Genomic DNA, 13,075 nt, shown 5'->3' on the forward strand with positions numbered 1-13,075 from the left:
GAGCGAAGGCCAGTCCGATCGGACTTTTGGCGTGATCACGGCAGGCGAGATTGAGGCTGGATCGTCTCTTCAGCCGTAAATCATCCCCAAGAGATGCCCGACCACTTTGTCGAGATCATCGAGTTCGCCACTGGTCATCACGGTCAACGCGCTTCTGTCGCCAAATATCTTGTGCATGTTCGGCGCACGTAGCCAGTCGGCAGTCCGTTCCTCGGGAAAGAGCGTTACGAGCGAACCATAGATCGACAGAACGCAGCCGATCCGGACGATCACGTCTACCGGAATCGGAACGGCCTCGTGCGCTCGCACGCGGATCTTCCAGTCCTCGAAGATTGCAAGCTCATGAATACCGAGCAGATCCATTTGCTCCTTGTCGCTCAGATTCCATAGCTCCGCGATATTGAGGAATGTGCGCATGCCAGCCCCTCCATGTCGGATTGGGTCAACACCGCGCTTCATGAAGTAGGCCCTGGCCGCGAGCCACGCATCGTTCGGATCGTCAATGCTCATCGGGCTGCAACACATCAAAATCTACTGACGCCGTCAGACCCTTGTCGGTCAGCCTGAAAATAGGTCCGCCGGGATCATGGTCCGGCACAAAATGGATCGAGCCATCCAGCAAACAGGGGCGATATTCGCGGCACCATACGGGTGTTAGTCCATCGATCCCTATGTCGACGATTGCCTTCTTTGCGCCGATGCTGGGTCGCGAGATACGGACGATCAGCGCGTCGCATCGCGACAAGCACATCGCGTTTGCGACCCTGGACCGATCGTTTCCGTTGGTCACCGTCGATGGTACGACAAGCAGGAACGCGTCAGGCGCTATCAGATACCGTGCAAACTCGGGCGGCAGGATGGGGAGTTTGCCATCAAGCTCCAGCCCGGCAGTCCGAACGATCGCAAGCGCGGCCATCAATGTCTCGGCTTCCTCGAGCCGATCTTTCGCAGTCATGTATTTTTTCATCGTCAGCCTATTCCTTGCGGCGCCTCCGGCTGGGTGGCGGCCGCTTTCATCTGTTTGTTCCAGCCAAAAGCTGGTTCTTCTTCGTTGAGGGGGATTGGATCCGGCGGGTCGGCCGACACGCCGGCGCAGCCAACGTCCGTTTATTGGCCAGCGGTATCGGCCCCGCGTCGCCGCTTCTGCCAATCGGCCCACTCGGCCGCGATCATCGCTTTGCCTGCGTCGGCGGCGAAGGGGCGCACGAAGGGACCAAAGCCGAAGCATTGGAACTCCCGAGCTGGCGTCATCAAATGAATATGAGGCGGATTGGTCGAGCCAACCTCGATGGGCAGATGCATCGCTGCAATCACGGCGACGTTGCGCTCACGGCATAGGCGGTCGCGTGCGAACTCCCGAACATCTTCCCAGGTGCGATGCAGGCGATCGGGATTGGGAAAGCGAAGCGTGATCATGACAAGGAGGTCCTTGAGGTTGTTGCATGCCTGCTCCTCATATTTTTCGCAGAGGCGCTTCGGATCGAGGAATTCGTCGTTCGCGAAGGGAGGCAGAAGGACGTCCCACCTGTAGCAACTAGGCACCCACGGCGCGGCAACATCGACCTTCTGTCCTGGGCAGAGGCGCTTGAGAACAGAGGCTGGGAGGGTCTGGATGGGGCCGTCTTTGATCTGCCTGCGCACGACGCCGAAAACGAAGTTTGGGTCGTCACCGCCGGGGATCGGGACGAAATCGAGATTGCCGAGGGCAGGGATCTTCTTCATCACCACGGCTAGCCTCCGATCCGGTGCGAAGCCAAATGCGCGCTCGCCCGCTCAAGTCCGGCATCACAATCCCAGTGGTCGAAATAAGGAGCATGCTCCGCGGCGAACAGCCCTTGGCGCATCAACTGGATAGACGGCCCGCGGACTTGAGGAACCAACCAGCTGTCGCCCGCGAGGGTGCGGAACAGCCGATAGCCGAGGAGCCAAGTCAGGTCGGTCGGGCCGGGCAGGACAACGTCGACCGTCAGATCGAGAGACGATCCGTCGGCCGACCGACGCAGCAACAGAACAGGAAGACCTGTTGCGACGGCGACGATCTCCGCCTCGCCAAGGTATAGTGGTGCCTGGCTTGCGGTAGCATGGACGATGACACGTGGTGCCTTAAGAAACAGACTGCCAGGCAGAAACGCAGCCGCCATGCCGTGACCCCGGCTGGCCGAACTATGCATCAGCGTTGCCATATGGCGCGTGATCTTGCTGTCGGCCCGCGTAACCGAGGGGAGCGGAACATTTCCCGGCAGGACCGTGTGAAGCATCGATGTGCGAAGCACCCCTTGCGGCGACGCAGCGCCTATCGTCGTTGCGTCCGCTTCAGAGGGGCCGCTCTCGACGATGGTCGCGTTTGGCGGGTCAGATATCGTAGTGAATTGCATGGGAACTGCTCCTAATCATGAGCCCGGTGCCGGGGTTCGGGCGGCAGCCCTCCTTCAGACGTTTTTCATCCTTCCAGCAGGGGCACCTGCATCTTCCCTTCAATTTCAATGTTGGCGCAGCCGCCGCATATGGCTTACTTCACGCATTCGCTTAGGTGTCGAGCAGATGAGAAGAGATATCTGTGAAAAGGATCTTCAGCTTTGTCCCGTGTCGGCCGCCTGCCTGTCGGCAGGCGTACCGAGAGCGGACCTTAGACGGACCGTCTGCAAGTGGCGGCCCGTAGCATTCAGGCTCGAATAATGGGATATTTGATGTCGAAGAGTCTCGCGCTCGCAGTTGCCAATGCCTTTCTTCTCAGATCATACCCGTAGCGACGCATGTCGATGAATGTCGTTTTGGCTGATCGTCATACGTAGTCAGTAGCTGCTCGCGATCGGCCCCCTCATCTCTGAAAGGGCGCGCGTGCGTTGAGAACAGGCCACCCGCCGCGAGGGGGCGTTTGTCCAATGTATGATGCTATGGCGCAGTGCACAATTTTTCGAGAGGAGCTGTCGAAGCTATGAAAATCCTCGTCCCCGTAAAGCGGGTGCTCGATTACAACGTGAAGCCGCGGGTGAAATCCGACGGCACCGGCGTTGACCTTGCGAATGTCAAAATGTCGATGAACCCGTTCGATGAGATCGGTGTCGAAGAAGCGATCCGCCTCAAGGAAAAGGGCATCGCGACCGAGATTATCGCCGTCAGCGTCGGTCCGGCAAAGGCGCAGGAAACGCTCCGCACCGCGCTCGCGATGGGCGCCGACCGTGCGATCCTGGTGCAGACCGACGATGCGGTCGAACCGCTCGCGCTCGCGAAGATTTTCAAGGCGATCGCCGACGCCGAACAGCCCGGCCTTGTCATCCTTGGCAAGCAGGCGATCGACGACGACAACAACCAGACCGGCCAGATGCTTGCTGCGCTGACGGGCTGGGCGCAGGGCACCTTCGCCAGCGCGGTCAATGTCGATGGCGACAGCGTCAATGTGACGCGCGAAGTCGACGGCGGCCTTGAAACGGTAAAGCTCAAGCTTCCCGCGATCGTCACCACCGACCTTCGCCTGAACGAGCCGCGCTACGCTTCGCTGCCGAACATCATGAAGGCGAAGTCGAAGCCGCTCGATACCAAGTCGCCCGCCGATTACGGCGTCGACACGGCGCCGCGCGTGAAGACGGTCAAGGTTTCGGAACCGCCCGTCCGCTCGGCCGGCGTCAAGGTTGCCGATGTCGATGAACTGGTTGCCAAGCTCAAAGCGCTGGGAGTGCATTCATGAAAACGCTCGTTTGGGTCGAACATGACGGTAGCGCCGTCAAGGACGCCACGCTCGCCGCGGTGACCGCCGCCTCGAAGCTCGGCGAAGTCCACCTGCTCGTTGCCGGTTCGGGCGTCGATGGCGTCGCCAAGGCGGCTGCCGAAATCGCTGGCGTGGGCAAGGTCCACGTCGCCGACAATGCGGCTTTCGGTCATAACCTGCCCGAAAATGTCGCGCCGCTCGTCGCCGAGCTGATGGCATCGCACGATGCGTTCGTCGCACCTGCCACGACCACCGGCAAGAATATCGCGCCGCGCGTTGCCGCCTTGCTCGACGTGATGCAGATTTCGGAAATCCTGTCGGTCGAGGGTCCGAAGACCTTCACCCGCCCGATCTACGCCGGCAATGCGATCGCGACCGTCGAATCGTCGGACGCGAAGCTCGTCCTCACCGTCCGCGGCACCGCCTTTGAAAAGGCTGCCACCTCGGGCGGTTCGGGCACGGTCGAAGCCGTCTCGGCGGGCGGCGACACCGGCATCTCGAGCTTCGTCGGCGCCGAAATCGCCAAGTCGGAGCGCCCCGAACTGACCTCGGCCAAGATCATCGTTTCGGGCGGCCGCGCGCTCGGTTCGAGCGAGAAATATGAAGAAGTTATCGTCCCGCTCGCCGACAAGCTCGGCGCCGCGCTCGGTGCTTCGCGCGCCGCGGTCGATGCGGGTTATGTCCCCAACGACTATCAGGTCGGCCAGACCGGCAAGATCGTCGCGCCGCAGGTCTATTTCGCGATCGGCATCTCGGGCGCGATCCAGCATCTCGCCGGCATGAAGGATTCGAAGACGATCGTCGCGATCAACAAGGACGAGGACGCCCCGATCTTCCAGGTCGCCGACTTCGGCCTCGTCGCCGATCTCTTCAGCGCCGTTCCCGAACTGACCAGCAGGATCTGATCTATCGCGATAAGAGCACGATGTGGCCGCGGGCAACCGCGGCCATTTTTTTGCGTTCGCGGATCATGCTTTTCGTCTTGGGACTATGCGTCGCATACGTTCTCCCCCCTCTTCATGCCCCCCAAACCGGAGGGGGCGGCACGCCTTTGCGACCCTTGTAGATATGCTTCCCAGAATGGGGATGCGGCTGGGCCGATCGCACATCCCGACACGTCAGGCCAACAAGGGGAAGTTTAATGTCTGCGCCCTCGCTGTTCGATCCCATCAAGCTAGGTGATATCGAAGCACCCAACCGTATCATCATGGCGCCGCTGACGCGTGGTCGCGCGGGGTCCGATTTCGTTCCGACCGCGCTTGCTCTGGAACACTATCGCCAACGCGCATCGGCCGGGCTGATCATTTCGGAAGCGACGGGCATCTCGCAGGAAGGGCTCGGCTGGCCTTTTACGCCCGGCCTTTGGACGGATGCCCAGGTTGAAGGATGGAAACCGATAACCGACGCCGTGCATGCCGCCGGCGGCCGGATCATGGCGCAACTCTGGCATATGGGGCGGCTGGTCCATCCGCTGTTCAATGACGGCAAGGCACCGGTCTCCGCCTCGGCCACCAAGGCCGAGGGACGCGCCTATACCTCCGCCGGGCGTCAGGATTATGTAACCGCGCGCGCGCTGCGTCTCGACGAGATTCCGCGCCTGATCGCGGATTATGCGAAAGCCGCCGAAAATGCGAAGCGAGCCGGTTTCGACGGCGTTCAACTGCATAGCGCCAATGGCTATTTGATCGACCAGTTCCTGCGCGGCAGCACCAATTTGCGTGACGATGATTATGGCGGGCCGGTGGAAAACCGCATCCGGCTGCTTCGCGAGGTGACCGAGGCGCTCATCGCGGTCTGGGGCGCGGGCCGGGTCGCCGTTCGCTTTTCGCCCAATGGCGACTCGCAGGGGGCCGACGATTGCGCGCCCGAGGCACTGTTTCCTGCCGCCGCTGCTGCGCTCGATGCGCTCGGCATCGCCTTCCTCGAATTGCGCGAACCTGGACCCGATGGAACCTTTGGGAGCACCGAGGTCCCGAAGCAATCGCCCGCGATCCGCAAGGCGTTCAAGGGATCGCTGATCCTCAACAGCGATTATGACGCCAGAACGGCGCAGGCCGATCTGACAAGCGGCATCGCCGATGCTGTCAGTTTCGGTCGGCCGTTCATCAGCAATCCCGATCTCGTCGAACGCATTCGGGTCGGCGCCGAATGGACGCCCGACAATCCGCGGACCTGGTATTCGCCGGGCGGCGAGGGGTACACGGATTATCCCGCGCTCGTGCCGGCATAGGCAAACAGTCACGGTGAAGATTGCAAAAACCCGGGAGGAAAAGCGACATGGCCGATGACGCTGAGGGCCGCGGCCACCCGGAGGTTGTAGGCAAGCCGTCGGGTTATGCATGGTATGTGCTGGGCGTCCTGTTCCTCGTCTATTTGATCAACTTCGTCGATCGCCAGCTGATCACCATCCTCGCTCCCGGCATCAAGCAAGACCTAGGTCTTGACGATGCCGATATCGGCTTTCTTTATGGCACCGCCTTCGCGGTATTCTATGCCTTGTTCGGCATTCCCTTGGGGCGCCTCGCCGATTCATGGCATCGGGTGCATCTTCTGACTATCGGCCTCGCCTTATGGTCCGCCATGACGGTGATTTCGGGCTTCGCTCGCAACGGCGCCATGCTAGCCGGCGCGCGCATCGGCGTTGGTGTCGGCGAAGCATCGGCGAGCCCCGCCGCCTATTCGATGCTTTCGGATATATTTCCCAAAAACATGCGCGCGACCGCTCTCGCCGTCTATTCGGCCGGCGCCTATCTCGGCGGTGGTCTGTCGCTGATGATCGGTGGCCATATCGTCGGCGCCTGGGACCGCGCTTATCCTGATGGCGGAGCCTTGGGGCTGGCCGGATGGCAGATAGCCTTCATTGCGGTCGGCGCGCCGGGCCTGCTCTTGGCGGTGTGGGTCGCAACGCTTCGGGAACCGGCACGCGGTGCGATGGACGGCGTTCCCACTACAGTCTCGGCCACGCCCTTTCAGGGTTTTGTCGATGAATTATTCGCCGTTATTCCGCCGTTCACGCTGGTCAGCGCGGCGCGAAGGGGGGCGGCAGCGCTGGCGACCAACCTTGCGGTCGCGGCATTGATATCCGGGATCGCGTGGTGTCTGATCAGATGGACCGGGGCGCAGATGCAATGGATCTGCGTCGGTATCGGCTATTATGCGACTTTCTCATGGGCTTGTTCGCTGCGGCAGGGCGATCGGCCGACATTCGAGCTGATATGGGGATCCCCGGCTTTTCTCGCGACGATATTGAGCTACGGCCTCGTTGCTTTCGTAAGTTATGGCGCGATCGGTTTTGCTCCGATCTATGCGTTCGAAGTGTTGGGCGAGAGCGCCGACATGGTCGGATTATGGGTGGGCGGCGGTTGTGCCGGGGCCGGTTTTATGGGCGTCATTCTCGGCGGGCGGGTGTCGGATCATATGCACCGGCGCACCCCCGCGGGGCGCATATATGTCATGGCTGCGGCGCTTCTGGCGGCCGTCGCGCCGATCTGGTTCGCGTTCCAGATCCGGGGAGCGAGCGGGACCGGGGCGCCCTTTCTGTGGTTCGCTTTCTGGATTGCGGCGATGACCTTTTTCTTCAGCGCGATCATCGGCGCCGTCGCCGCGACGACACAGGATCTTGTCCTGCCGCGAATGCGCGGCACGGCGGCTGCGACCCTGCTCTTGTCGACGACGCTGGTCGGCCTCGCGCTCGGCCCCTATACAATCGGTGCCATATCGGTTGAGACCGGCGAACTGGGTTTTGCGGTCACTCTCGCTCTGGGTGTCGTGCCCCTCGCACTTATCTGTCTCTTCATCGCTTGGCTGCGGGTGCCGTTCGAAGCCGCGACTGTTGTCGAACGCGCGCGTGCGGCGGGAGAAGCGATCTGACGCATTTCCGGCTTTCGAGCAACCTTCGCCGAAGCCATGGAGGATGCGCTGCCCCCTCGGAAGGGGGGGTAGCGACACCCCCCATCTATTTTACGCTCCCACCGGCAACAGAAAATACAAGTTGGGAGGGATGATATGCTCAAGAGAAGATTGCTGGCATCGGCCTGCGTGGTGATGATGCCCATAAGCGCTCATGCTCAGGATCGGACGGCCCCTGATGGCGCCTCGTCGGCGGAGCAAAGCGCCACGGATGGCTCCGAAATCATCGTCACTGCGACGCTGCGGAAGGAAAATCTGCAAAAGGTGCCGATCGCCGTTACCGCGGTGAGCGGCGATGCGCTCGAAAAGCGCGGCATCAATGATCTGAAGTCGCTGGACAACGTCACGCCGAGCTTCAGCCTGCAAACCGCCAACAACGAATCCGGCACCGCGCAGATACGCATCCGCGGCATCGGCACGTCGGGCAACAATATCGGCCTCGAAAGCGCCGTCGGAATCTTCCTCGACGGCGTCTATCTCAGCCGGCCGAGCGTGGCGCTCGGCGATCTCGTCGACCTCGAACAGGTCGAAGTCCTTCGTGGGCCGCAGGGCACCCTGTTCGGTCGCAACACGTCGTCGGGCGCACTCAATATCCGGACCCACAAGCCCGCCCTCGATCAGGTCGAGGGCTTTGCCAATCTGACCTACGGCAATTTCGATCACTATAGTGTGCAGATGGGGGCGTCGGTGCCGGTCATCGCCGACAAGCTGGCGGTCCGCGTGTCGGGCGCCTGGCGCAAGCGCGATGGCTGGGTGATCGATGCGGCCGGCGACGACAACTACAACCGCAATCGCTACCTTGTTCGCGGCCAGCTCTATTGGGAGCCGAATCCCGATGTCAGCCTGCGTCTGATCGCCGACTATTCGAAATCGAACGAGAATTGCTGCGCTCCGGTTGTCATCAAGGAGGGCAGCTATGTCGCGGCCGGCATCTATACGGCGGTGGGTCTGCCGGCGAACGGCGGCGTCGGGGTTTCAGGTCCGGAAGCCGTCAAGCAGCGGCGCGCACCCTCGCTCGATCCGTTCAATGACGATCAGCGTCAGTGGGGATTGTCGGGGGAACTCAACTGGCAGATCGGCGATGCCGCGCTGACCGCGATCACCAGCTATCGCGACTATCGATCGACGACCACGTCGGATTCCGACGTCAGCGAACTCAGCGTGCTGGTTGGACCGGGCGCGGCCAACGATCCGGCCGGCCGTCTTCCGGGCTATACGAGGGTCAAGACCTTCAGCCAGGAACTGCGGCTCGCGGGGAGTGCGTTTGATGGCCGGCTGGACTATCTCGTCGGCGCCTATTTTGTCGACGAGCGTATCGAGCAACTGCAATCCTTTGCCTTTGGCCCTGATTTCCAGCGCTATATCAGCACCGTGCTGAAATCGGTCGGCGTACCCGGCACCAACCCTGCGCGCGACATTTTCGCGGGCGGGGTCGAAGCCAACGGCACCTATGCGAACAATCTGTTCCATCAGTCGGGGCAGAACTGGTCGTTGTTCACCAACAACACGTTCCACGTCACCGATGCGATCGGTTTCAATTTCGGACTGCGCTATTCGAACGACCGCAAGCGCGGCACCTTTGATCAGATATCGGCCTCTTCGGACGCCTGTTCGGCGGTGGCCGCCAATCTGCCCAATCTGCCGGCGTCGCTGCGGCCGCTCGGTCCGGCGGTGGTGAGCCTGACGTGCTTCCCGCTGGCGGCGAAGGTCGGCGCGTTCGCCAACGCGCCCGTCGAGTTCGACCGCAAGTTCAAGGATGAGCAGCTTGTCTATACGCTCAAGCTGACCGCCGAGCTTGGTAGCAACACCAACAGCTATGCCAGCTACAGCCGCGGATACAAAGCGGGCGGGTTCAACCTCGATCCGACTGCCGCGATCGGCGGCGCCTCGCCGGCCTTTAAAGCCGAAAAGGTCAGCGCCTATGAACTCGGCATCAAATCGCAGCTTCTCGACCGCGCGCTGACCGTCAACCTGGCCCTCTTCCACCAGGACTTCAGCGATTTCCAGCTTCTGGAGTTCACGGGGGTGCAGTATCTGACCTTCAATGTGCCGAAGGTGAAAAGCACGGGCGCCGAGTTGGAGTTCACCGCCCGGGTTTCTCCGGAATTCACCCTGACGGGCGGGCTGACCTACACCGACGCGCGCTATCCGAAGGATTGTGGCGGGCCGAATCCTGCGCCGCAGGTTGCGACCTTGTGCGGTCAGGTGATGCAGAATGCGCCCGAATGGGTCACGACGATGGCGGCCGACTACAGCAAGGATATCGGTTCAAAGCTGAATTTCGGTTTCAATGCTTCGGCTCGTATGGAGTCTGATCGGAGAACGGCACCGCAGGCCCTGCTGAACGTAGCGGCGGGTACGGGAACCGAAGGGCCAACGCTGAACCGGATCAAGGGACCGTATGATATCCAGGATGGCAATGTGAAGGTGAACCTGCGCGCCGGACTCGGCGATCAGGATGGTCTCTGGCGGGTCGAGCTGTGGGCGAATAATGTCTTCAATGTTCAGACGTGGGGGATCGTTTCGAACACGCCTTTGCGCGGTGTGGGTACGCTTCCCGGCCCGATCAATGCGGGTGGCGCGAGCGTTTCGCGGATGGTCTTCCTACAGGAGCCGCGTACCTATGGCGTGACGTTGAAGACGAAATTCTGAGGTCGCTTTGAACGGGGCGATGGCGGAAAGTGCAAAAGCGCTTTCCGCCATCGTTGCGAGGCCAGGTTCGTCAATCAATCAGGCCATGACGCCGCGCCCAGGTCACGGCATGATAGCGGCTCGATACGCCGAGCTTCTGGAAGATATTCTTCAGATTCCATTTCACCGTCTCGATCGAAATGCCGATCGTCGACGCAATCCGCTTGTTCGACATATTGGCGGCCAGCAGGCGAATGATCTCCTCCTCGCGCGGGCTGAGCGGCGAAGCATCTTCGCTGCCGGTCTGGACGAGCGGGGCGGCCGGCTGGTCGTGCTCGAACGCGCTCAGCAGCATTTCGATATAGGCGATCGTATCGGTATCGCGCTTTCGGGTTGGCTCGATCTTTCCCAATAGCCGCGCCGCTGCCTGGCCCTCGTCCAGAAAGGTTCGGACAAGTCCGAGGCTTTGCCCCCTGAAGAGCGCGCGTTCGAAATGCTCCTGCGATCGATCGAGGTCGCCTCCCGCTTCAGCGATGCGCGCCTGAAGCAGGTCGAGCGTGACGAGCCATCGACGGTGATCCATCGCTTCGGCAAGGGTCCAAGCCGCGTCAGCCTCGTCGCGCGCGGCGTCGATATGCTGATCGAACAGCGCCAGTCGCGCGCGGGCGCAATGACCGATGATTCCGATCTCGGCAAAAATGCCTTTCGGATTGGCGTTGCGCTTTTGCACCTCCGACAATTGCCGGATGGTGGCGCGGGCCGCATTGGTCGATCGCTCCTCGATCTCGATCTCGAGACGCAGGAGCAGAAGGTTGGCGATGCCGCGATCCAGCCCGAAAGACCGGAATGTCTCGAGATGGGTTTCCACCACCGCGAGCGCCCCCTTGTTCGAGAGGCGCCTTTCCAGGCGCGCTTCGGCGAGCGATGCGAAGATCATGAACTGGGCAAAAGCCCGCTGGATATTCTGTTGCCGGTTGGCGAGCATATCGCGCGCTTCGTCCAGCCGGTTGAGCTCGCACAGCGCATAGGCGATATTTACGCCAAGAAGATCGGCGCTGGCGGACCGTCGCCTGTCGTGCGTCAGGCTGTGCCGATAGAGGTCTTCGAGGAGGGGCAGGGCCTCTGCGACACGGCCCTGAAGCAGCAGCGCCATCGCGCGGCCGTCCAGCGCCATCAGCGCCATCCCGTCATGCGGCTCATGCAATTGGGCCTCGTACCGATCGACCAACGCATAGGCTTCGTCGAAGCGAGCGGCGCCCGCGAGCGCGATCGTCTGGGCACCGATGATCAAATGACGCTCGAAGCTGCTTGCCTCCTCCGGGACCGCAAGACCGTCGACCAGGCCGAGCGCGCGATCGGTATCGTCCCGGCGAAGAGCGATCGTCGCTTGCAGAAGCGTGCGGTGGAAGCGATCGGTCGCATCCTGTTGTTCGGGGAAATAGGCGTCGAGCGCCGCCGCTTGCGCCGAGGCGCCGACGAAGGCCAGCGTGATGCTGCAGAAATAGACGAGCTTGGGATAAGGGGCGATCGCGGACAGCGGCAGGGCGTTCACCAGGCGGTGCAGCGCTCCCATCTGGCTCAGCCGCCACATATCGGGTGTCACGCGCTGGGCGACCGATGCGGCGAAGGCGGGATCGTCGCCCTGCGCGGCATGGCCGATCGCTTCGACGACCATGTCGTGCGCGTCGAACCAGCGGCTCGCATGGCGATGAAACCCCTGGATGACTGCTGCGGGGTGGCGTGTGAGCCGCGCCTTGAGGAAGTCGTTCAGCATCGGATGAAAGTGGAACCATGGCTCGTGGTCATTCGATTCGTCGCGCACGAGAAGGAGGTTGTCCTGCTCGATCCTGGCGATCATCGCTTCCGCGTCGCCCCGACCAGTCATCGCGTACGCGAGCGAGGCATTGAAACGCCGGCAGAGTGACAGGATTTCCATGAATTCGGCGACGTCCGGCGACAGCGATCCGACGACCTCTTTCGTCAGATAGCTATGGAGGTCGCTCGATTCCCAATCCATCTGTGCGATATCGATTTCGCCGGCGGGCTTTTGCTTCAGCATGATCGACAGAAGTTGAAGGCTGGCTGGCCAGCCGTTGGTCAGGTCGTGAATTTCCATCGACTGACTGGCGCTCAGCTTCGCGGACCCGAGGCTATGGCGGAGAAAGGATCGCGTTTCGGTGAGGCTGAACGGCAAGTCCGCGCATTCGATCTCGGCGACCTGTCCCATGACGCGCAGCTTGGCGAGGCTGAGCGGCGGCATCGCGCGCGAAGCCAGCGTGACGTGAAGATTGCCCGGATTGTGGTCGATCAGCTTTTGCAGAAACTGATGCGCCCGCGGATCCTGGATACAATGATAATCGTCGATGAGCAGATAGAGATCTTCGTCCTGCGTCGCCAGCGCGTTGACGATCGCGGCGATCGCGCGGTCGATCTGCCCGGTGCCTTCGCTGATCAGCAGCAGATCTTCGTCAAGCTGGAGGCCGAGTTGTTCGAGCGCGGCGAGACAGTGGGCGGCGAAGGAGGCAAGCCCGTCCTCGTCGATGCTGAGCGACAGCCAACATATGCGGCTGCCCTGTTTCATCAGCTCCTGCCGCCATTGTGCGAGCAGGCTCGTCTTTCCGAAACCCGGGCTGCCGGTAACGAGCGTCAGCTTCGCGTGACGGTCGCGCCACAATTTCTTCAGCAAATCGGTTCGCGGGATATAGCGCGAACCGATGCGCGGCGGGACAAAACAGTCCGGGACGGTCGTACCGGCTTCAGTCGATGCGGGGTGGCTCTCCATCGGCGCTACTATAATTGTCCGGTTGCTCATTCCTATCCCTCCCCGTC

The 13,075-nt window shown here is 61.7% G+C and carries 10 protein-coding genes; 5 read left to right on the forward strand and 5 right to left on the reverse strand.

All coding sequences use genetic code 11. The features are described from left to right. Positions 1-69 precede the first annotated feature (69 nt). The 4 genes from ATE70_RS01545 to ATE70_RS01560 all read right to left on the reverse strand — a co-directional run bounded on the left by ATE70_RS01545 (position 70) and on the right by ATE70_RS01560 (position 2,375). Positions 70-510 (reverse strand): antitoxin Xre/MbcA/ParS toxin-binding domain-containing protein, encoded by a 441-nt coding sequence (locus ATE70_RS01545; protein ID WP_058814521.1) that lies wholly within the window; start codon positions 508-510, stop codon positions 70-72. Continuing rightward, positions 500-967 (reverse strand): hypothetical protein, encoded by a 468-nt coding sequence (locus ATE70_RS01550; RefSeq protein ID WP_058799804.1) that lies wholly within the window; start codon positions 965-967, stop codon positions 500-502. The genes ATE70_RS01545 and ATE70_RS01550 overlap by 11 nt, the downstream gene beginning before the upstream one ends. 140 nt (positions 968-1,107) lie before the next feature. Next, a complete protein-coding gene (locus ATE70_RS01555; RefSeq protein WP_156419580.1) occupies positions 1,108-1,725 on the reverse strand; it encodes a hypothetical protein in 618 nt (205 codons plus the stop codon). Between the two features lie 5 nt (positions 1,726-1,730). Next, positions 1,731-2,375 carry a hypothetical protein gene (locus tag ATE70_RS01560; RefSeq protein ID WP_058536196.1) on the reverse strand — a complete coding sequence of 215 codons (645 nt, stop codon included), beginning with the start codon at positions 2,373-2,375 and terminating at the stop codon, positions 1,731-1,733. Positions 2,376-2,935: 560 nt separating this feature from the next. On the opposite strand from ATE70_RS01560, the gene ATE70_RS01565 reads away from it, so the two are divergent. The 5 genes from ATE70_RS01565 (at position 2,936) to ATE70_RS01585 (ending at position 10,267) form a co-directional block, all read left to right on the forward strand. Continuing rightward, positions 2,936-3,685: an electron transfer flavoprotein subunit beta/FixA family protein gene (locus tag ATE70_RS01565; RefSeq protein WP_058536197.1), complete on the forward strand. Its 750-nt coding sequence runs from the start codon at positions 2,936-2,938 to the stop codon at positions 3,683-3,685. Further along, complete coding sequence (locus tag ATE70_RS01570) at positions 3,682-4,611, forward strand: electron transfer flavoprotein subunit alpha/FixB family protein (protein WP_058536198.1); 930 nt, start codon at positions 3,682-3,684, stop codon at positions 4,609-4,611. Before ATE70_RS01565 ends, ATE70_RS01570 begins: the two co-directional genes overlap by 4 nt. A gap of 236 nt (positions 4,612-4,847) precedes the next feature. Further along, on the forward strand, positions 4,848-5,936 hold the full coding sequence (locus tag ATE70_RS01575; RefSeq protein WP_058536199.1) for an alkene reductase: 1,089 nt from the start codon (positions 4,848-4,850) through the stop codon (positions 5,934-5,936). 47 nt (positions 5,937-5,983) lie between these two features. Continuing rightward, positions 5,984-7,576, forward strand: a complete 1,593-nt coding sequence (locus ATE70_RS01580) for a spinster family MFS transporter (RefSeq protein WP_058536200.1) — start codon at positions 5,984-5,986, stop codon at positions 7,574-7,576. A gap of 174 nt (positions 7,577-7,750) precedes the next feature. After that, positions 7,751-10,267: a TonB-dependent receptor gene (locus ATE70_RS01585; protein ID WP_058536201.1), complete on the forward strand. Its 2,517-nt coding sequence runs from the start codon at positions 7,751-7,753 to the stop codon at positions 10,265-10,267. 70 nt (positions 10,268-10,337) lie between these two features. Here the strand turns inward: ATE70_RS01585 and ATE70_RS01590 are convergent, their stop codons facing one another. Further along, positions 10,338-13,058 (reverse strand): LuxR C-terminal-related transcriptional regulator, encoded by a 2,721-nt coding sequence (locus ATE70_RS01590; protein WP_082639309.1) that lies wholly within the window; start codon positions 13,056-13,058, stop codon positions 10,338-10,340. Positions 13,059-13,075: the final 17 nt, after the last annotated feature.

It is taken from the genome of Sphingopyxis sp. H053, assembly GCF_001468225.1.
Classification (GTDB): domain Bacteria; phylum Pseudomonadota; class Alphaproteobacteria; order Sphingomonadales; family Sphingomonadaceae; genus Sphingopyxis.